Origin of the sequence: Halomonas sp. 3D7M, from assembly GCF_014897885.1 — a bacterium.
Lineage (GTDB): Bacteria > Pseudomonadota > Gammaproteobacteria > Pseudomonadales > Halomonadaceae > Vreelandella.
Genome location: NZ_JABUZF010000096.1, coordinates 34,880 through 54,904 on the forward strand (window position 1 = coordinate 34,880; position 20,025 = coordinate 54,904).

A 20,025-nucleotide genomic window follows, 5' to 3' on the forward strand; every position below is an offset into this window, starting at 1 on the left:
GGCGGGGAGATTTTTTTCCTGCCACTGGAAGCTGTCACGTAATGTGCTCCAGGCATCCTGGGGTTGTAGCTCAAGCGCTTCCCAGAAGTGATGCTGAAAGGCATTGGGGCGGAAATCGGGTGAAGCGGGCGCGTCATTGAGGGCGCTGTTAGGTTGGTATGCATCGGTAGTAGAGGCTTGAGAGCTGGCCGCAGCGGCTAAAAATAGGCTCACAATAACAGTGCTTCCAGCGCTTAGTAATAAGCGCTGGCGAATCGTTCGATAAGTCATAGTCGGTTCGTTTTTACTCGATAGCGTTCTTAAAAACGGTTCTTCCACTCGCGTAAAGTGGTGAACGTGGCGAGATCATCATCATTGACCCCATGTGTACCTACTGCTTGACGCACACTGTCGGTGCTCACGCGCAAATAGGGGTTGATCTTCAGCTCGCGTCCTATCGTGCTGGGTAAGGTAGGTCGGTCTAATGCCCGAGCCTTCTCACACTCCTGCAGTGCATATTTAACGTCTTCGTTATCAGGATCTGCAGCACGAGCAAATGTTAGATTCGCTTGCGTATATTCATGCGCTGCAAAGACCAGCGTATCCTCTGGGAGTTCCGCTAAGATTTGAAGAGATGCAAACATTTGCTCTGGCGACCCTTCAAATAAGCGGCCGCACCCACCACAAAACAGGGTGTCGCCGCAGAAAAGTAGCGCAGGAATTCCTGGAGTGAAGTAACTCACGTGATCTAACGTATGCCCTGGCGTGGCCATGACTGCAAAAAGACGCCCCATAATACGTACTTCATCGCCATGCCCTACCTGTTCATCAATACCTTCAATAGTAGGATTGGAGGGGCCAATAACCCGAGGCGAGAAGCGTTTAATCAACTCTGTAAGGCCACCCGTATGATCATGGTGGTGATGAGTGATCAAAATCGTATCAAGCGTTAAGGATTCACGCTCAAGAAACTCGATGACAGGTGCTGCTTCACCGGGATCCACCACGCAAACGCTTTGACTGGTATCCTGTCTTAATAGCCAAATGTAGTTATCGCTAAGTGCGGGAATCGGTGTCACGCTCATCATGGGCGAGATCCTTTAGTTCAAAAAAATAGACGCTCAATTAGACGCTTTCGAATGCGTTAACGCTGGCGTTCAAAACGTTAAAAAGCATTTACTGTGGAGGGAAGCGCTGTTCATGTCAACTTCGTCAACGGCAACTCGGCTCGCCCAGCAGATGGCGGAAAGCCAAGCGTACTGGCAAACAGAGGCTGGCCGTTCGCTATGGGAAACGCAGCGAGCGTGTTTGGGGCCGCTGGTTGAAGGGCGCAAAGGTGGCCACAGTTTAGAGATGAGTATGGGGCCGACGTTGATGACGATGTCGGCCATTCCTCATATCATTCGCTGGTCACCGACGAGAGCAATGGCGGAGGCTTCGTCCACGTTAGTCTGTCCACCAGATCACCTTGCCTTACCAGACCGCAGTTTAGAGGTGGTGGTTATTCATCACTGGCTAGAGCATTTGCCAGATGCCCACCACACGTTACAAGAGGCTGCCCGGGTAACTTCCGATAGCGGAGTGTTAGTTCTGTTTGGTTTCAATCCGCTAGGATTGAACGGGTTAACCCAGCGTTGGCGTAAGCAGCAAGGGAATTTTCCTTGGAGCGGGCAGTGGCGTACGGCTAGCCGTTTGCGCGATTGGCTGGCGTTTGTCGATTTTGACGTAGAACGCGTAGACTACTGCTGTTTTCGGGGGCCGATGAGCACCACCTGTGGAGAGCGCTGGGAAGCGTTGGGACGCAGGCATAATTTACCGTTGGGTGAAAGTTACATGATTCAAGCGCAGCGGCGACAACGCCATGCGCCGGTAGAACGTCTTAAATTTGGGTTGCGTGCACCAATCACTCCCACTTCTCTGGGAGCTACACGAACCGGTGTTTCTGCGCGATACCACTCAGGTCAACGTCGTCTAGAAAAGGATAGTGAAAGTGAGTAAGCAAGCAACCGATGGGTTGCCTCGCGTTACGGTGTATACCGATGGGGCCTGTCGAGGAAATCCGGGCCCAGGTGGCTGGGGGGTAGTGCTGTCAAGCGGGCAGCATGAGAAGACGTTAAAAGGCTTCGAAGCAGATACCACTAACAATCGTATGGAATTAATGGCGGCCATTATGGCGTTGCGAACGCTAAATAAGCCGTGTGAAGTGGCCCTCTGGACCGATTCCCAGTATGTGCGCCAAGGAATTACTCAATGGATTCACAATTGGATTAAGCGAGGCTGGAAGACAGCGGCCAAGCAACCGGTTAAAAACGCTGAGCTTTGGAAGACCCTTCACGAGGAAACACAGCGGCATCGTGTCGAGTGGCACTGGGTAAAAGGGCATAGCGGGCACCCCGGTAATGAGCGCGCCGATGCGTTGGCTAACGAAGCCATTGATGAGCATAACAGGAGAGCAGCATGCGCCAAGTGATCTTGGATACGGAAACAACCGGCATCGACCCAAAAGATGGTCACCGATTAGTTGAAATTGGTGCCGTTGAAATGATTAACCGGCGGTTTACAGGGCGCTCCTATCATCAATATATCAATCCTGAACGGCATATTGATGCTGAGGTTGTGGCGGTTCACGGTATTGATGACGCCAAGGTGGCGAATGAACCGGTGTTTGCCGACATAGCCGATGACTTCTGGGCATTTATAGCAGGAGCCGAGCTGGTGATTCATAACGCCCCCTTCGATGTGGGGTTTATCGATCACGAGCTGACCATGTTAAACCAGCGGCGACGGTCCCCCGCGTTAGGCCCTGTTAGTGAACATTGCCGCATTCTTGATACGTTGGTGATGGCTCGTCAGATGCACCCAGGCCAGCGTAATAGTCTCGATGCGTTATGCAAGCGGTACGATATTGATAACGGTCATCGTGTGTTGCACGGCGCATTGCTTGATGCCGAGATCCTAGCCGACGTTTATTTGGCGATGACCGGCGGGCAAACGGCGCTGACGCTTGATTCAGAAGCATCGTCAGGTGAGCAGCAAAACAATCAAGCCAATGAAGGGCTGTCGGTACAGCGTTTAGCGTTGACGCCAGGGCAGTTGAGGGTCGTCCGGCCTAGTGAGGAAGAGCGCGCCGCTCACCAAGCTAAATGTCAGGCGCATCAATTACGTTGGTTTGATGGTGGTTGGTCTGAAGGTAATAATGCCGATGCTTAGACGAGAAATTCCCCATTATGCGCGAGAAGGTCGTGTTATCCGCGTGTCCCGAAGTCATCTAGCGCCAGCACCGTTGGTTGAAGGCGGTGAGTTGACGCCGTTACAGCCGACTCAACCGTGGGACGAGCGGATGCAGCCGCTGTGCTATTGGCACGATGAGCCGGTGGCGCTGTTAGTGGAAAGTAAGCCGGGTGAGGACTGGATAGATGGACGGCAGTGGCTAGGGGAGTTGACTGCCTCCTGGTTCAGCCTACTATCGACGGCGCTTCAGGTCGGTGCTTGGTTAGAGAACCATCGTTTTTGTGGGCGTTGCGGTGAGAAGGCAACCAAGTTGGAAGCTGAGTTTGCGATGCACTGTCATGCCTGTGGGCATCGTAACTATCCGCGCATTTCACCCTGCATTATCACGCTAGTCACCAGTGGGGAGGCGATGCTGTTAGCACGAAGCCCAAGATTCCCGCCCGGACGTTACTCAACACTTGCGGGCTTCATTGAGCCTGGAGAGTCTGCTGAAGAAGCGGTACATCGTGAGATATACGAAGAGGTAGGCGTACATGTAGAAAACCTTCGTTATCACCAAAGCCAAGCGTGGCCATTTCCGCATTCACTAATGTTTGGTTTTTTTGCAGAAGCGACGACGCGACGCATTCATATCGATGGTGTGGAGATTAGTGATGCCGCTTGGTTTTCGCCAAGGCAGTTACCTTCATTGCCACCACCGTACTCAATTTCACGTGAACTTATCGAAGCGCATCTCGCCCGCTGGCGTTGAATGCTCGCGGGCGAGAACGGGCATTATTTACTGGGAAACAGGCTGGTCAGCTTAGTGGCCAGCATGACATTGCCGGTAGCTTTCAGCTTACCCGTCATAAAAGCCGTCATGCCGTTGATATCACCGCTCATGATGCCTTTAAGCGTATCTGAGCTCATGCTTAGGCTTACAGAAGGATCGTCGTGTTCGCCTTCGTGTGCGTCCAGAGTTCCATCTTGGATCACCATGTAATGGCTGCCTGCGTCAGAGAAATGAAATTGAAATACCTCATCCATTCCTTTGGCAGCTTCTGGATTAAAGCGCGACTGAAGTTTATCTAACGTGTTCGATGACATTATACATTCCCAAAAAATTATTTGGTCGTTAACCAAGCAGGTGTAAGGCGTTAGGTGAGTTAGTTTCTCACGACGCTATTAACGAGGTTATTTTAAACAAGTGTTTTAATCAAGCTAGATTGTCGAGTAGGAGAGAAGGTATGAGTGACTGGATGGTAGAGATGGGCACGTTTTTGATTCAAGCCACCTTGTTGATGGCGATGGTGGGCATCGTGCTGGCGTTAGTGTTGCGTAATAAGGAGAGTGGGGATAATAGCCTTAAGCTAAGCGTAGAGTCTCTCAACGACCAGCGGCGCTCTCGTGGCCGCAGGCTGCGCGTTGCCACGACAGAACAGGGTGCAAGGAAAAAACTGGTAAAAGTGTTTCGCCAAGAAGAGAAAGCAAAGCACAAGGCCGCCAAGCAAGGCAAAGGAGAGGCTCAGAGCGCTCAGAAGGTATGGGTGTTGGACTTTCATGGTGATCTCAAGGCTTCGCAAACTGAGCAGTTTGCTCAGGAAGTTTCGGCGATTATTGATGTTGCCGCAGCCGAGGATGAAGTTGTCGTGCGGTTAGAGTCGGCGGGCGGGCTCGTGCATGCCTATGGCTTAGCGGCAGCGCAACTTGATCGCCTTCAAGCGGCAGGTTTAACCACAACGGTATGTATCGACAAAGTAGCCGCCAGCGGCGGCTATATGATGGCGTGTACAGCTAACCATATTAAAGCTGCGCCGTTTGCGGTGATTGGCTCTATTGGCGTTGTGGCTCAGGTGCCTAATATTCATCGCTTGCTAAAGCGCAATGATATTGATGTCGAACTGCTGACGGCGGGCAAATACAAACGAACCTTGACCGTGCTAGGGGAAAATACCGAAGAGGGTCGTGAAAAATTTATTGATGATTTAGAAAATACCCATCGGTTGTTTAAAGAGTATGTCTCTCAGCATCGTCCTGACATGGACATTGATGCACTAGCGACGGGTGAAATTTGGTACGGCAGTGAAGCGTTAGAACAGAAACTGACCGACAGCATTGGTACCAGTGAGGCGTATTTGGTAGAGCGCATGGCGCAGGCTCAGGTGTACAGCGTGAAGCTTGAACCGCCGAAAACCCTCAGCCGTAAGGTAGGCTTGGCTATGTCGGCGGGCGTCGAGCAAGCCATTGTTAAAGGGCTTGGTTTAATCGATGCGGCTGGTTGGCAGCGTCGATAGTCGATAGCTACTGTTAATAGCTGCTTGGCAGTTAGGCGGCGTAGTGGTGCGCCAGGGTGTCAATGATTGCCTTGGCGCTTTCACTACTTAATGAGTAGTAAATGGTTTGCGATTCGCGGCGAGTGTCGACCAGCTGATCGCGGCGCAAAATTGCCAAGTGTTGGCTTAACGCTGACTGACTTAGCTCCAGTTGCTGATTGATTTGAGTGACTGAGAGCTCTTTTTCTGCCAGAAGACAGAGTATTTGGAGGCGTTTTTCGTTTGCCAATGCTTTAAGTAGATTAGTGCCCGCCTCTATGGCGTGGCAATCATGTTCCAGTAAACGGGCAGCGGCGCTAGTAGAAGCAGACATGAGGATCTCCTTGCCTACACGGTTGTGACAGCGTTGTTATAGGTTATTTAGGCATCGTCGCGTCGCGAGGATCAGTTGTTGAATGATCAGTAATTTAGCGGTATTTGTCCAAACGCTGGTTTAACGATCTATCAATGGTAGTGGTGTGGTGTTTTGTCGACAATGATGCTGGGTGTATAGCGCTTTAGTCGCGATTTATCCCATAGTATGAGGGTGTAGCGGCTGCTTACTTTATAAAGTGTCAACAATTGGTAACTTTCAATAACACAATAAAGTCAGGTCCCACCATGAGCCTCTATCAGCAAACGTATCAGCACTCAGTTGAACATCCCGAAACATTCTGGGCTGAGCAGGCCAAGCGGCTACCTTGGTTCAAATTTCCTTCCACAATTCTTAGCTATGACGATCAGCAACATGCCCGTTGGTTTGACGATGGCGAGCTGAATATTTGCTACGCGGCGATCGATTACCACGTCGAGCAAGGCAGGGGCGACCAGCCCGCTATCCTATGGGATTCTCCCGTTACCCAGTCAAAGCAAACCATTACCTATCAAGCGTTGCGTGATCGTGTTGCGCAGTTTGCCGGAGGGCTTGCGCGTCTTGGTGTGACAAAGGGGGATCGAGTGGTTATTTACATGCCGATGGTGCCTGAGGCGCTCATCGCAATGTATGCCTGTGCCCGATTAGGGGCGGTTCACTCGGTTGTGTTTGGAGGTTTCGCACCCCATGAACTGGCGGTGCGCATTGAAGATGCTGAGCCAAAAGTAGTGATTGCTGCTTCCTGTGGCATTGAAGTTGATAAAGTACTTCCTTACAAACCTATTGTTGATCAAGCCATTTCACTCAGCAGTTTTAAACCGGATGCCTGCGTCGTTTTTCAACGTGAAGCCCATCGTGCGGAACTCCATCAAGGCGACCATGATTGGCAAGCACTGGTAGCGGATGCGCCGTTTGCTGATTGTGTTCCCGTAAAAGCGACCGACCCACTCTATATCCTGTATACCTCTGGCACGACAGGTAAGCCCAAGGGGGTTATGCGAGACACAGGCGGATACGCGGTAGCGTTAGCCTATTCGATGGAAGCAATTTATGCCCTGAATCCTGGCGATGTGATGTTTACGGCGTCGGATGTAGGGTGGGTAGTAGGACACTCTTATATTGTGTATGCGCCACTGCTAAGAGGCTGCACCACAATCGTGTATGAGGGGAAACCCGTTAAAACACCTGATGCAGGCGGCTTTTGGCGGTTGATTGACGAGTACAAGGTTAAAAGCTTTTTCACTGCACCGACTGCCTTCCGGGCAATCAAAAAAGAAGACCCTGATGCCAAGCTGCTAGCTAATTACGATATCAGCAGTCTTGAACACTTATATGTAGCCGGTGAGCGCTTAGACCCACCGACGTTTCATTGGCTTGATGACCTGCTGGATGTACCGGTAATCGATCATTGGTGGCAAACTGAAACCGGCTGGCCTATTGCAGCAAACTTGCCTGGCATTGAGTCTGCGCCCACCAAAGCAGGTTCGGCAACTTTTCCGGTGCCTGGTTTTAACGTGCAAATTTTGGATCGTGACGGTGAGCAAACAGAGCCAATGCAGCAGGGCAGCGTGGTTATTAAGCAACCGCTTCCACCTGGTTGCCTTTCCGGTATCTGGCGTGATCCCCAACGTTTTCATAGTGCCTACATGGCAGCCTACCCAGGCTATTACCTGACTGGCGATGGTGGCTACTTCGATGAAGAGGGATACTTGTTCATCATGGGTAGAACCGATGATGTGATCAACGTTGCCGGGCATCGTCTTTCTACCGGTGAAATGGAAGAAATCGTCGGTGCGCACCCTGCGGTGGCTGAGTGTGCCGTGATTGGTATTCACGACGAGCTAAAAGGCCAACTACCCATCGGACTGGTGATCACTAAAGATGGTTTCGATGGCGATGAAGCAACGCTTGAAGCAGAGCTGATCAGTCGAGTACGCGAGCACATTGGGCCGATTGCTTGCTTTAAGCAGGTGTTGGTCGTCAATCGATTGCCTAAAACCCGCTCGGGTAAAATTTTGCGCAAGTTACTGCGTAATATTGCCGACGGTAAGTCGTTCGGCATTCCCTCAACCATTGATGATCCGACTAGCTTAGAAGATGTGCATGCGGCGATGCGCGAGCGTTCTGTCGGCGCGTCGGATCAAGCTAAGTCGCTAGACGTTTAGGCTCAAACATTGCTAATAGCGTGATGAATAGAGTCGCCCCGGCAGGTGGGCGACTTTAATTACCTAACGGAAGGCGTATAATGCGCGCCCCAGTGGCGTTAACCGCGCTTAAATGAGGGTTCCCTAACCCCTCGGACTTGCAAAAAAAGGCCAACCTGCATGTTTGCATTAACCGACACCCAGCACCGCCGTTGCCTTCTGGTAATGGTCGCGTTTCATATTGGTATCATTGCCGCCAGTAACTACTTGGTTCAATTGCCATTTACCCTGTTTGGTTTCCATACCACCTGGGGCGCATTCAGTTTCCCCTTTATCTTTCTTGCAACGGACTTAACGGTTCGTTTGTTCGGGAAAGGACCGGCTCGCTCAATTATACTGCGCGTCATGTTTCCGGCGTTGGTGATTTCCTACGTTGTTTCGGTAATTTTTCCACGGGGAAGCTTTGTCGGTATCGAAGCCTTGGGAGAATGGAATCTATTTGTTGCCCGTATCGCGTTGGCTAGTTTCCTTGCTTACGTGCTAGGCCAGTTACTCGATGTTCAAGTGTTTGATCGTCTTCGTCAGTGGGCGTGGTGGGTAGCTCCCGTTTGCTCTACCGTATTGGGTAATCTAGCGGATACCTTTGCTTTTTTTGCGACCGCATTTTATAACAGCCCAGACCCTTTTATGGCCGAACATTGGGTAGAAATAGCCGTGGTCGACTACGCCATTAAGCTAGGCATTAGTCTATTATTCTTCCTGCCTTTATATGGTCTGTTGTTAGCGTGGCTAACGCGTCGGCTAGTCGTGTGGACAGGGCAAACTGACGCATCACCCCGTACCGCATAACGGCTAGGCTTAACGACCAAGCATAAATCCAAGCGTAACGACTGAGGAGCCCGCATGTCTGATGATGCCCGTGTTGATCTTTATGTGATCGATTTGCCCGACGAATCAGGTAGCGATGATCAACTACCTCTTGTGGTGATCCACGGTTTGTTGGGTAGCGCCGATAACTGGCGTTCGCATTTAAAGGTTTGGCAGCGCAGTAGGCGGGTCATTGCTGTGGATCTTCGCAACCACGGTCGTTCACCTCATGCAGAAGGTATGAGCTATACCGCGATGAGCCAAGACGTGTTGGCGGCGCTCGATAAGCTTGGGATCGAACGCGCGCATGTATTGGGTCACTCAATGGGCGGTAAGGTGGCTATGACGCTGGCGCGTATGAGCCCTGAACGCTGCGCGTCACTGATGGTAGCGGATATCGCTCCGGTGGCTTATCAGCACGGTCACGACGATGTGTTTGCTGCACTCGAACGAGTAAAAGCGGGTAAACCCACTAACCGCCGTGAAGCCGACGCCTTATTGGCCGAGCATGTTGACTCCCGTCCAACTCGGTTGTTTCTTGCCACCAATTTAGTGCGCAATGAGCAGGGTGAGATGGAGGTGCGCGTTGGGTTGGATGAAATTCAACGTGGTTATGAAGCGATTATCGGCAAACCTGATGGTGACCGCGCTTTCGAAGGGCCGACACTGGTGCTTAAAGGTGCTGATTCGCACTACGTCGCAGATGACATGCTACCAGCGCTGCGCGAAGTACTGCCACGCGCAAGAGTAGTAACACTTAAAAACGCCGGGCATTGGCTTCACGCCGATCAGCCAGAAGCATTCCAGCAAGCCGTTGATGCATTTATGGCCGCCCACGCGTAGCCTGAAGGCAACGCTAAGTAACGGAGAGCTAGAGCGGCAACACCGTCAGGTTGTGCCGCTCTGGTTCGCGTAAAAAGCGGTTTAGGATGCGATAGGTATCCACATCAAATTTGGCAGCGACTCCCTTTAGCCCCAAGGCACGCTGTTTGGTCGTGGCACTGCCTAAATAGCACCAGTGATCGACCACATGATGGTTAGTTGGGCCATTTTTACGGCTTTTCTCGCGAATAATGATTCGCCCCGGCCAAGGCCATGTTTTTACTTGAAAAGATGCTAGTGCTTCTTGAGCGCGCTGTGTGTGGTTTTCAAGTGGCTCCTGTCCACAGCAGGCGCCTCGACACTTGCCTAACTGATTAGCAAAACACCGTCCTGTTCCCTTATCTATTCCGAGCACTTGCGGGCAAAGCGGATGTGTTTCGGCAATATTGCGCAGCGCATCTTTAGCTTCTTTGGCACTGCGAAACAGCCCAAAGAGCTTTCCCGGCTGAGGCTGGCTGATGGCTCTGCCGCTGACCAGCGTTGGGCAAGGTTGATCGGTTGGCCAATATCACGTTTTTAAATGCCCCTGACGGCGTAACTGTCGGTTCATAATCGGCATCAGCTCTTTGACCAGTTGAGCCTCTCTCAGCTGGGCGCTTAAATCGCCAGCGGTTTCTTGCCACTCAACGTGCTGTATTTGCTGGGTAAGGCGCATCTCTTTGTCGTCCTGGTGGTCGCGCTGGAAATGGCCAAGCACGCGGCTGCGTAAATTAATGCTTTTGCCAACGTACAAGGGAAGGCGGTTGTGACCATAAAACAAATAAACCCCTGGTGAAGCAGGAAGCCCGGTTAGTTGCTCACTGGGTAAATGTGCGGGCAGGCTTCGGTGGCGCTGCTCATCGGCAAGAGCGGCTTGCCAGCTGGCAGCGTCATACTGTTGTTGCCAGGTTTCCCACAGCTGCCAAAGCGCAGTGGCATCATCCTCGGCCCGATGCTGGCGGGCTTGCTGAATGTTGAAATGCGCTAATAAGGCGTGGAGATTGTGCTTAGGCAGTTCAGGCATTAAACGACGGGAAATGCGCAGTGTGCAGCGGAGTAGCGGCTGATAGGTAATATCGGCACGCTTGAACTCGTTGCGCAGAAAGCTGGCATCAAAGCGTGCATTGTGGGCTGCAAGGCAGTCTTCACCGAGCCATTCTCGCAAGGTGTGCGCAATGGTCTTAAAAGAGGGCGCATCAATCAGCATATCATCATAAATGCCGGTGAGCTGGCTGATGTGAGAAGGCACGCTGGTGCCAGGATTAATCAGGCTGACCCAGCGATCCGTTATGTGATCATTGACTACCTTTAAGGCAGCAATTTCAGTAATGCGGTCACGCGTCGCACGGGTGCCCGTCGTCTCAACATCAATAAATATCAGTGGAGGGTTACTCATGGCGCTTGCGTTATTACTACCTTATTTCAGCGTACATCAGTCAACGTATGAGGGTTGACGGCTAGTCGGGCAACCGGCAAAGCTGTTTCGATAATACCTGCTTGCTCAAGATAGTGTTCGAATGATGCATAGCGTCGGGCATCAAGAGCTGCCGGGCTAATGGCAATGCGGCGTAATAAGTCGTCCCAGGCGGCTTCGTTAATCGCATTATCCAGTGCAGGGTAGCTGCCAATCAGCAACGACCATGCTGCATCAGGGTTTTCAATAATCCAATTACTCGCCTCTTCCAAGGCCACAAGAACACGTGACCAAGTAGCTGCTTGTTTTGTGACTGTGTCGCTGTGTGCCAACAGTATCAAACCATCATGACGCGGCACGTCAACGTCGTTGTAACGCACGGTGTGGGTGACAATGCCATCTGACGCCAGTTGTTGTGGCAGCGTGTGATAAAAGCCATCGGCGATGGCATCAACACGGCCTTCTCGTAGGGCGCTGGCAGCATCAAAGTGGACGCTTTCCGGCGGGGTGAAATCGTCGATTTGGCGAAATGAGGTAGGCACCAGTTGAACTGCCAGCACATCACGCCCTTCGCGGGTGGAAAAGCCATAGTGCAAGCCTGCAAGTTGATCGGTAGTTTCGCCTGTTGGGGCGCCTCCCGCCACGATGACAGCATTTAGTGGTGTCTCAATCAGCGTGCCAATACGGGTAATGGCGGCACCATCGTGAACGTGTAAATGCAACAACGGCTGACGCGTTAACGCCAGATCAACTTCTCCCGCCGTCAACAGTTTGATCGCGATGGATGGGTCTGCGGGGGTTAATAATTCAAGTTCAAGTCCTTGGGCAGCAAACAGGCCACGCTGCTTCGCCACAATTAAGGCTGCGTGCTGAGGGCTGACATACCAATCTAGCATTAGACGAAGCTGCTTTAAGGGGGGCGGCTCTAATGGCGGTGGTGGTGTAAGCGCCATGCTGGGCGCTTCTTCCGGCTCATCTTCTGCTGCGTCATTGCCTATAGGTGGCCATAGCCCAATGGGCAATGATACCTCGCTCTCAAGCGTAAGCGGCTCACTACTACTAACTGTTTCGCTGTCTTCGTTTGCGTAAGTGGCTGAAATTGAAAATAATAAAAAAATGCTTAATGTGAAGAATACAAGTGAACCGATACGCCAAAAAGCGTTCAACATAACCTTAACTCCCGATGGTATGACGCCGGAGTTTAGCTGTGAGGTGAAGGATCTGGCTAGCCCCTGTAAGCGACAAGCCTAACAAGCTCAGTAAATTGTACGGTGGCATGTAATAATAGAACGGCATTGATGGTGAGACGGAGAGACATGGACACAATTTACACGTTCTTCTTAGTAGGCGGTTCCCTGATGGCGCTCAGCATTTTAGCGAGCCGTCTTTCTTCAATGATGGGAGTGCCGCTGCTACTGATTTTCTTAGGACTTGGCATGCTGGCGGGGGAAGAGGGCCTGCTAGGGGTTGAGTTTGACGATTACACCATGGCGTTCACGATTGGCCATCTAGCGCTCGCAATGATTCTGCTGGATGGCGGCCTTCGCACTCGATTAAAAACGTTCCGTGTCGGCTTTAGGCCAGCGCTCTCGTTAGCCACCTTTGGCGTCTTTATCACCAGCGCTATTGTTGGTGTCATTTCCATGTGGGTGTTTGATCTTTCCCTAGTACAAGGATTGCTTGTTGGGGCAATTGTTGGCTCCACCGATGCCGCAGCCGTGTTCTCGATGCTTAGCGGCCGTGGGGTTAACCTCAACGAGCGGGTAGGGGCCACACTGGAAATTGAATCGGGTACCAACGACCCGATGGCCATTTTTCTCACGCTGATGTTGGTCGAGCTGTTGGTTGGTGATATTGGCGGCATTGGCGAAACACTGCTGTTCTTCATTTCCCAGTTTGGGATTGGTTTAGTTGTTGGTATTGGTGGTGGTTGGCTAAGCGCTAAGCTGCTGCGTTGGTTAGATCTGGCCCCTGGCCTTTATGCCATGCTAGCGCTGGCGCTTGGGTTTAGCGTGTTTGGGTTAACCAGTGTGCTAGGCGGTAGCGGTTTCCTGGCCATTTATTTAGCAGGGTTGATGATTGGTAATCAGCCTGGGCGCCACCTTAACTTTATTCTTCCGGTACACGACGGCTTGGCTTGGCTGAGCCAGATTGGTTTGTTTCTGGTGCTGGGCCTACTCGTCACTCCAAGCCAGCTCTGGGACGTGGCATTGCCAGCAGGACTCGTTGCGCTAGCACTGATTTTTGTCGCGCGCCCCCTGGCGGTGTTGATTACCATTAAGCCATTTTTCAAATTCCGCTGGCGAGAAACCTTCTTTATTGCCTGGGTTGGCCTACGGGGCGCGGTGCCTATTGTGTTGGCTATCTTCCCGTTAATCGGTGGGGTAGAAAACGCTTCGTTGTACTTTAACGTAGCGTTTGCGGTGGTACTGATGTCGCTGCTTATTCAGGGCGGTTCGCTAACACTTATGGCGCGATGGCTGAAAGTAGAAGTACCTGTAGGTACCACGCCAAACCGCCGAGGGCCGCTAGGCATAATGCCGGATAATGATTTTGAGATGTTTGTTTACGTGGTCGAAAACGAAGACTTAGAAGATGTTCCTATCCGGCTACTGCGTTTCCCTTCGGGCGCATTGATTTCGGCACTATTTCGCAATCACGTTATGCTTCACCCCAAAGGGAGCACGCGGCTTAAGCTTGATGATGTTATTTGTGTCATTGGCCGCACCGAAGACCTCGTCGCGCTCAATCGCCTATTCAACGGCGATGCAAAGCTTAAACAAGAGCGGGCCTTCTTTGGTACCTTTACCTTGGATGGCGAAGCGCAAATGCAGGATATAGCTCAAGCCTACGGTTTAACCTTAAGCCCCGGTGAGCAGGACATGACGCTTGCGGAGTTTATCTCGCTACGCGTCGGCGGCCACCCAGTAGTAGGCGACGATGTCGACTGGCATGGCATTCACTGGGTGGTTAGTGAAATGGAAGGCGGGAACATTACCCGTGTTGGCTTAAGGCTCTACTAATTAATCGGAAAGGCGTTGACTTCCAAGGGAAAGCTGTTATTATACGCACCCATAAGCCGGAGGGATGGCAGAGCGGTTGAATGCACCGGTCTTGAAAACCGGCATAGGTTAATAGCCTATCCAGGGTTCGAATCCCTGTCCCTCCGCCACTTATCTCGAAAAGCCTCTGATTTGTCAGGGGCTTTTTTCGTTTCTAGGCTTTCTTTTTCCTTCCTGGCAGCGCCTCGATATTCTCCACCGGTTATTTAACGTGATGAGAACGTGATCGCAGCTTGAATACCTCGTCTCTTGCTCGGTATGGCGCAAGGTTCGCATATCGCTCGGTCATGTTAATTGTGGAATGCCCTCACTTCCTTTACATCGGCCAGCGGCACGCCTCCCGACACCCAGCCCGCTTGCATAAGTTGCGCCTTCCATTTTCCCTCTATCACTTCAGCCGTTTGTTTGTCGGTCGTCCGAGTAGAGCGGCTGGAAGCTCAAGCGCTTAAAGCCACGCTATCTCTTTGAATTTGTAGCTTTTAAGATACAATGCATTATGACTGAACTTACCCACTACCTTACCGCTGATGGCTATGACCCTTTTCAAGCCTGGTTGGATGCTACTAAGGCTAAAGATCGTCAAGCCGCCCAGCAGTCTGACATCGAACAGGCAAAAGCGTTTTTGGCCGACCACAAAAGGAGAACACGTCATGAAAAGTCATGATGAAGCAGTTATCGAGATGCTGCGCACTGACCCCAATATGGCTCTGGACTACCTGCGCGCAGCGTTTGATGAGCTGGACGAAGAGGGGGGAGAGTCAGCTTTCCTAATGGCGCTGCGTCATGTCGTTGAAGCTCAAGGCGGAATGGCGCTGGTAGCAGAGCGTGCCAAAGTATCACGCGAAAGCCTTTACCGCGCTTTATCCCCCAAAGGCAATCCGACACTTCGCACCATGACAGCAGTTATTAAAGCCACAGGCGTTAACTTCCACGATCTTACCCATCAAGCGCCACAAGCTAAAACCACTTAAAAGACGTGCATAGCGTCGCATCAAAGCGCACACAGGCACCTGTATTTATTCGATCTTAGGCCATCCAGCGGTGAGTGCCTCTCCAGTACGTGTGGCCGTCAGTATCAAACGCTGTTGTACTTTTGATGACATGCCGTTCAAGAGCCATAATGTTGTACTGGTATTTGAGACTCAATACCTTTTGCGATTCCTTCCCCTGACCCTGGAGCTGTCTTGGATAGATTCGATGAGATGCGCGTGTTTGCGGCGGTGGCACAACTGGAGAGCTTTTCGGTTGCTGCGCGGCAGCTTACGCTGTCGCCGCCTCGGGTGACTAGGGTAGTGGCGGCGCTTGAAGCGCGTTTGGGTGTTGCGTTGTTACAACGCACGACGCGGCAGGTGCGCGTAACGGAAGCGGGGCGTCGTTATCTTGAGGATGCCCAGCAGGTGCTTGCCCAGCTTGCGGAGGCTGAGGCCGCTGCGACCGGTAGCTATCTCACCCCACGCGGCCTATTGCACGTCACTGCGCCAGTGCTGTTCGGCGAGTACTTCGTTACCCCGCAGATCGTCGACTATCTGGAACAGTATCCTGATGTGCAGGTTCGTGCCGAACTGATCGATCGACCGGTTAACTTGCGGGAGGAAGGCATCGATGTGGCGGTACGCATCGGCCACGTGCCAGAGAACTGCCAAAACTTGACCGTGCCGGTGGGTGAGGTGCGGCAAGTGGTTTGCGCAAGCCCTGCATGGTTGGCCCAGCACGGTGAGCCAACGCACCCGCTGGAGCTGGAAGCACTGCCCACGGTGGTGGCAGAAGGCGGAAACTTGAGCGGGCACTGGTGGTTCGAAGAGCAAGGCAAACGCATTGAGGTGACGCCATCGCCACGGCTGCGCATCAGCGCTATTCACGCGGCGTTAACAGCGGTCGAGGCAGATGCAGGGCTCACACGACTGCTCTCTTACCAAGTGGCTACTAGTGAAGCCGAAGGTAGAGTGCGGCGAGTGTTGAGGCATTTCGAACCCGCTGCCATTCCCATTAATATTTGGGTGACAGCGGGCCGTGGGCGGGCTGCCAGCGTGCGTACCTTCGTTGACTTTCTTGCCGAGCGGCTGCGTGCCGATCCGGCGCTCGACTATCGTACCTAACCATGGTGCTCCCACCTGAGTCGGCGCTGCGCTTTGAGGCTTTAATGGCGCTCTCTGCCGTTGCCCAACACGGCAGCGTGCAGGCCGCCGCTGATGCGGGCAGCCTCTCAGCGCCCAAGATCCATCGTCTGCTGCGCGCGCAGGAACAGCGCTTAGGCGTCGCTTTAGTCACGACATCAACGAGAGGCAGCACATTGACCCCGGTTGGCGAGCGTTTGCGCGAATACGCTGACACACTGATCCACACAGTTACCGATGCTGAAACCAGTGCGCGCTTAGAGCATCGCGAGCTCAATGACACGTTACGTATACAAGCGCCCCAAACGTTGGTGGAACCACTCCTACTGCCGGTGGTACTGCAATTGCAAGAGCAGCATCCCGCGCTGAAGGTCTACTTGCTGGCTGATGAACATCCCATACATATAGAGAGCGATGCGCCTGTGCATCTTCGCCTTATGCGTGGGTCGCTACCTGGGAGCGTTTACGCTAGGCCCCTGGGTGATTTGCGCATTGGCTTGTTTGCCAGCCCTCATTATCTGAATAAGGCAGGGCGTCCTGAAAACCTCAACAGCTTAGCCCTCCATGCGCTTATTCACTGTCATCGGGAAGGGCAGGCGTCTATTTGGCGTTTGGCTGAAGGCCAATCCTTCCGCTTTGAACCCCGGCTTAGCGTTAGCGCAAGTGCCGCAGGGCTGCAGGCGGCTATAGAAGGTGCAGGCATCGTACGTTGCTACGCGCTAGAAGCGCGTCGTGCTTGCGCGCAGGGGCTGCTCGAACCTGTCGCCCAACCCCTCTGGCCTAAGGCTGATACTCTGGCGCTAACCTACACCCTTGGTATTCGAGCGCCTGCCAGCGTTATGGCGTTCCTTGAGCTGGCAACTCCTTGGCTACGGGCGCAGTTGGCGGAGTAATTATTTCATTCAGCGCAATTTTGTGTTGTTCATGATCGCTATTCTTGCATCTCTTTGCTTGGCGCAGAATGAGTGACGTCACTCAATAGTGGTGACACTCATTTATTGAAAGCGCTTATTCAAGGAGCCCAACAATGTCCAACGCTATCAAGGTTTATCGCCACGCTCTTTCTGGCCACTGCCACCGCATTGAGCTGATGCTTTCTCTGCTCGGTTTGTCTGCCAGCTTTATCGATGTTGATCTAGCCGCAGGCGAGCATAAAGTGCCACCTTTCCTGAATTTGAATGCCTTCGCACAGGTGCCAGTGCTTGATGATCAAGGCGTTATCCTGGCAGATTCCAATGCTATTTTGGTCTATCTGGAGCGTCGCTATGGAGCCGGTCGCTGGCTGCCTGACGACCCGCTAATTCAAGCACAGGTGCAGCGCTGGTTGTCGGTGGCGGCTGGGCCGCTTGCGAACTCCGCTATGAAGGCTCGCTTGGTCACGGTGTTTAATGCTCCTTTCGACCCTGAACCGCTGATTGCTGATGCTCATGAGCTTTTTAAAATTGTAGATGCCCACTTAGTAAATCAGCCTTTCCTAGCGGGTGAGCAGGCCACCCTGGCGGAGGTTTCGCTCTACAGCTACATCGCTCACGCGCCCGAAGGGAATGTCTCGCTGGAACCTTACCCGCATATTCGCGACTGGCTTCAGCGTATCGAGTCGTTGGATGGGTTCGTGCCTATGGGCGTGACCAAGGTTGGGTTGGTCCGCTAGGCCAGCCGATGCAGCATTCCAAATCGGTGCGGGCGAGCTGCTCGCGAGGAGTCAAGGGTGAATAACGACATCACCAGCAGCCCATGGCATCAAGGCGAACTTGCTTTGCAACGGGTGGTCGGTGTGGAACAACAGATGGCAGAGGTGGGCCGCAAGGTGATGCGTCCCTTTCTGACACCGCAGCTCCAGCACTTCTTCCCTCAACTGCCGTTTGTGGCAGCAGCGGCGGTGGATAGTGACAGCTGGCCTTGGGTCACGCTGCTGGAGGGCGCCCCCGGATTTGTTCATGCGCCGGACGAGTCACGGTTGGATCTAGCGTTATCACCGCCAGCAGATGATCCCCTTACACCGCTGCTTATCAATGGCGCCAACATTGGGCTACTGGGTATTGAGCTTCACACGCGTCGTCGTAACCGGGTTAACGGGGTATTGCAAGGCTCCGCAGGTCAATGGCAGTTGGAAGTGGTTCATGCCTTCGGTAATTGCCCGCAGTACATTCACGACTGGTCGACGATGAACTCAGTACAGCCCCTGCCGGGTTCCGTGCTAGCCATGCGCGACGCGAACCTAGGTCAATTACCGGCGCCAGTTCTTGAGCATATTGATCGTGCGATTACGGCCTTCGTGGGCAGTTACGCCCATACCGACCAAGGCGTTCAGGTGGACGCCTCTCATCGTGGTGGGCAACCGGGATTTATTCGGCGCCTGGGATGTGATCTGATTCTGCCCGATTTTGCGGGCAATCGATTCTTCAATACGCTAGGCAACGTGCTGTCCAGCGGCCGCGCTGCCTTAGTAATACCGGATTTTACCAGTGGAGATGTGCTGCACCTCTCCGGTGAAGCGCGGCTGGTGGACGAGGAAACTGCAGGGGCACATTATCCTGGTGCTGAACGCTACTGGTGCTTAACACCACGCCATATTGTCTGGCGCCCGGAGGCGTTGCACTGGCGTAGCCACGCAAATGCAGCGGTCGCTGAGGTTGAACCCTATGGGCCCTGGAAAGCGCTTGCTCCCTCCACAGTGCAGCGCGTTCAAGTAACCACCGTGGTGGAGGAGACGCATGAGATTCGCTCTTTCTATTCGAAGAGTTCCCAGCAAGGCAAAGAGCTGGCTCCATTTAAAGCGGGACAGTTCATTACACTACGTGTACCGCGCTTGGATGGTACGCCGCTGGTACGCAGCTATACGCTTTCGGGCGATAGCCAGCAGGCCGACTATCGCATCAGTGTTAAGGCCGACGGCGAGGGCTCGCGTTACTTACACAGTGCGCTGCAGGTGGGCTCGGAGTTGTCTGTCAGCCTGCCGAGTGGCTCGTTTACTGCACATGCTAGCGGCTCAGACCGTGCTCACTGGGTGCTGCTGGGAGGTGGTATCGGTATTACGCCGATACGGAGTTTAGCGCATGAGCTAACCGGCGCAGACCGGGGCCCCGTAACCTTAATTCATAGCGTGCGACATGCCAGTGAGGCGCCTTTTAGTGAAGAGCTACTCGACTTGAGCGCGCAGGGGCTACGATTACAGCGCCACGTTACCGGATCTGCCAATGTCCCCAACGGCTGGATTCCAGGTCGGGTTTCGCTGGTGGAGGTTCTGGCTGATAAAGTCCTTTCCGAAGTACAGCTGTACTTATGTGGCCCCGCTACCTTTGTCCAGCATTACCATGAGGAGGCGTTGGCTCTAGGGCTCGCTCCCAATCAGATACACACAGAAGCCTTCGGCCCTTCGGCGCTAGCAAAAACATACGCAGTACCATCCGCTGAACAAGCGGTAGAAGTAAGCTTTGCCAATTCTAGTGTGGTAGCTCACTGGCAACCTGGTGAAACTCTTTTGGAAACTGCTGAAAAAGCGGGACTTCATCCTGCCTATGGATGTCGCAGCGGTAGCTGTGGAGAGTGCGCCTGCTTATTGGATCAGGGGGAGGTGACCTATCCAGAAGGCATATCAGTACCAGAGGGAAAAGTTCTACTGTGCAGTGCTCGACCTGCTAAGCACTCTGGAAGGCTTGCGATACATCGTAAGCGCCCATAAATCAGCA

At 52.9% G+C, this 20,025-nt stretch carries 21 protein-coding genes, 1 tRNA gene and 1 pseudogene (1 of these 23 running past the window's edge); 16 read left to right on the plus strand and 7 right to left on the minus strand.

Going from position 1 to position 20,025, the window contains the following annotated elements; genetic code table 11:
- Together INT22_RS04215 and gloB are read right to left on the minus strand one after the other, a co-directional pair.
- Positions 1-270, minus strand: a pseudogene (locus tag INT22_RS04215) (transglycosylase SLT domain-containing protein) (it extends 958 nt beyond the left edge of the window).
- 29 nt (positions 271-299) lie between these two features.
- On the minus strand, positions 300-1,067 hold the full coding sequence (gene gloB, locus INT22_RS04220; protein WP_193059806.1) for a hydroxyacylglutathione hydrolase: 768 nt from the start codon (positions 1,065-1,067) through the stop codon (positions 300-302).
- Between the two features lie 112 nt (positions 1,068-1,179).
- On the opposite strand from gloB, the gene INT22_RS04225 reads away from it, so the two are divergent.
- Genes INT22_RS04225 through nudC form a run of 4 tightly spaced genes read left to right on the plus strand, consistent with a single transcriptional unit; the run spans position 1,180 to position 3,961 of the window.
- Positions 1,180-1,977, plus strand: a complete 798-nt coding sequence (locus INT22_RS04225) for a class I SAM-dependent methyltransferase (RefSeq protein ID WP_193059807.1) — start codon at positions 1,180-1,182, stop codon at positions 1,975-1,977.
- On the plus strand, positions 1,970-2,449 hold the full coding sequence (gene rnhA, locus INT22_RS04230; protein ID WP_038484029.1) for a ribonuclease HI: 480 nt from the start codon (positions 1,970-1,972) through the stop codon (positions 2,447-2,449). Before INT22_RS04225 ends, rnhA begins: the two co-directional genes overlap by 8 nt.
- Entirely contained in the window at positions 2,437-3,189 is a 753-nt protein-coding gene (dnaQ, locus tag INT22_RS04235; RefSeq protein WP_193059808.1) for a DNA polymerase III subunit epsilon, read from the plus strand. The genes rnhA and dnaQ overlap by 13 nt, the downstream gene beginning before the upstream one ends.
- Entirely contained in the window at positions 3,182-3,961 is a 780-nt protein-coding gene (gene nudC, locus INT22_RS04240; RefSeq protein WP_193059809.1) for an NAD(+) diphosphatase, read from the plus strand. The genes dnaQ and nudC overlap by 8 nt, the downstream gene beginning before the upstream one ends.
- 23 nt (positions 3,962-3,984) lie before the next feature.
- Here the strand turns inward: nudC and INT22_RS04245 are convergent, their stop codons facing one another.
- The gene (locus tag INT22_RS04245) at positions 3,985-4,296 is read right to left on the minus strand and encodes an SCP2 sterol-binding domain-containing protein (RefSeq protein ID WP_038484038.1); all 312 of its coding nucleotides are present in this window, start codon (positions 4,294-4,296) and stop codon (positions 3,985-3,987) included.
- Between the two features lie 140 nt (positions 4,297-4,436).
- Here INT22_RS04245 and sohB point away from each other — a divergent pair, with 140 nt between their 5' ends.
- On the plus strand, positions 4,437-5,483 hold the full coding sequence (gene sohB / locus INT22_RS04250; RefSeq protein ID WP_193059810.1) for a protease SohB: 1,047 nt from the start codon (positions 4,437-4,439) through the stop codon (positions 5,481-5,483).
- A gap of 31 nt (positions 5,484-5,514) precedes the next feature.
- On the opposite strand, the gene INT22_RS04255 is transcribed toward sohB, so the two are convergent.
- On the minus strand, positions 5,515-5,835 hold the full coding sequence (locus INT22_RS04255; RefSeq protein ID WP_083004010.1) for an ArsR/SmtB family transcription factor: 321 nt from the start codon (positions 5,833-5,835) through the stop codon (positions 5,515-5,517).
- Positions 5,836-6,122: 287 nt separating this feature from the next.
- Here INT22_RS04255 and INT22_RS04260 point away from each other — a divergent pair, with 287 nt between their 5' ends.
- From INT22_RS04260 to INT22_RS04270, 3 genes are all read left to right on the plus strand, one after another.
- A complete protein-coding gene (locus INT22_RS04260; protein ID WP_193067726.1) occupies positions 6,123-8,039 on the plus strand; it encodes a propionyl-CoA synthetase in 1,917 nt (638 codons plus the stop codon).
- A 159-nt stretch (positions 8,040-8,198) separates the two neighbouring features.
- Positions 8,199-8,867: a 7-cyano-7-deazaguanine/7-aminomethyl-7-deazaguanine transporter gene (locus INT22_RS04265; RefSeq protein WP_193059812.1), complete on the plus strand. Its 669-nt coding sequence runs from the start codon at positions 8,199-8,201 to the stop codon at positions 8,865-8,867.
- Positions 8,868-8,921: 54 nt separating this feature from the next.
- Positions 8,922-9,728, plus strand: coding sequence for an alpha/beta fold hydrolase (locus tag INT22_RS04270; RefSeq protein ID WP_193059813.1), 807 nt, complete (start codon positions 8,922-8,924; stop codon positions 9,726-9,728).
- 28 nt (positions 9,729-9,756) lie between these two features.
- Here the strand turns inward: INT22_RS04270 and INT22_RS21855 are convergent, their stop codons facing one another.
- The 3 genes from INT22_RS21855 to INT22_RS04280 form a co-directional block, all read right to left on the minus strand.
- On the minus strand, positions 9,757-10,122 hold the full coding sequence (locus INT22_RS21855; protein ID WP_319022028.1) for a hypothetical protein: 366 nt from the start codon (positions 10,120-10,122) through the stop codon (positions 9,757-9,759).
- 153 nt (positions 10,123-10,275) lie between these two features.
- The gene (locus INT22_RS21860) at positions 10,276-11,142 is read right to left on the minus strand and encodes a 3'-5' exonuclease (RefSeq protein WP_319022029.1); all 867 of its coding nucleotides are present in this window, start codon (positions 11,140-11,142) and stop codon (positions 10,276-10,278) included.
- 26 nt (positions 11,143-11,168) lie between these two features.
- Positions 11,169-12,329: an ABC transporter substrate-binding protein gene (locus INT22_RS04280; protein ID WP_193059814.1), complete on the minus strand. Its 1,161-nt coding sequence runs from the start codon at positions 12,327-12,329 to the stop codon at positions 11,169-11,171.
- Positions 12,330-12,476: 147 nt separating this feature from the next.
- Here INT22_RS04280 and INT22_RS04285 point away from each other — a divergent pair, with 147 nt between their 5' ends.
- The 8 genes from INT22_RS04285 to INT22_RS04320 all read left to right on the plus strand — a co-directional run bounded on the left by INT22_RS04285 (position 12,477) and on the right by INT22_RS04320 (position 20,018).
- Positions 12,477-14,183 carry a potassium/proton antiporter gene (locus INT22_RS04285; RefSeq protein WP_193059815.1) on the plus strand — a complete coding sequence of 569 codons (1,707 nt, stop codon included), beginning with the start codon at positions 12,477-12,479 and terminating at the stop codon, positions 14,181-14,183.
- 58 nt (positions 14,184-14,241) lie between these two features.
- Positions 14,242-14,332: transfer RNA gene (locus tag INT22_RS04290), tRNA-Ser, on the plus strand.
- A 386-nt stretch (positions 14,333-14,718) separates the two neighbouring features.
- Positions 14,719-14,886, plus strand: coding sequence for a hypothetical protein (locus INT22_RS04295; RefSeq protein WP_193059816.1), 168 nt, complete (start codon positions 14,719-14,721; stop codon positions 14,884-14,886).
- On the plus strand, positions 14,873-15,193 hold the full coding sequence (locus INT22_RS04300) for an addiction module antidote protein (protein WP_193059817.1): 321 nt from the start codon (positions 14,873-14,875) through the stop codon (positions 15,191-15,193). The genes INT22_RS04295 and INT22_RS04300 overlap by 14 nt, the downstream gene beginning before the upstream one ends.
- Positions 15,194-15,406: 213 nt before the next feature.
- A complete protein-coding gene (locus tag INT22_RS04305) occupies positions 15,407-16,318 on the plus strand; it encodes a LysR family transcriptional regulator (protein ID WP_193059818.1) in 912 nt (303 codons plus the stop codon).
- A 2-nt stretch (positions 16,319-16,320) separates the two neighbouring features.
- Positions 16,321-17,229, plus strand: a complete 909-nt coding sequence (locus tag INT22_RS04310) for a LysR family transcriptional regulator (protein WP_193059819.1) — start codon at positions 16,321-16,323, stop codon at positions 17,227-17,229.
- A 134-nt stretch (positions 17,230-17,363) separates the two neighbouring features.
- A complete protein-coding gene (locus INT22_RS04315; protein ID WP_193059820.1) occupies positions 17,364-17,987 on the plus strand; it encodes a glutathione S-transferase family protein in 624 nt (207 codons plus the stop codon).
- Between the two features lie 57 nt (positions 17,988-18,044).
- Positions 18,045-20,018: a 2Fe-2S iron-sulfur cluster-binding protein gene (locus INT22_RS04320; protein WP_193059821.1), complete on the plus strand. Its 1,974-nt coding sequence runs from the start codon at positions 18,045-18,047 to the stop codon at positions 20,016-20,018.
- Positions 20,019-20,025 lie beyond the last annotated feature (7 nt).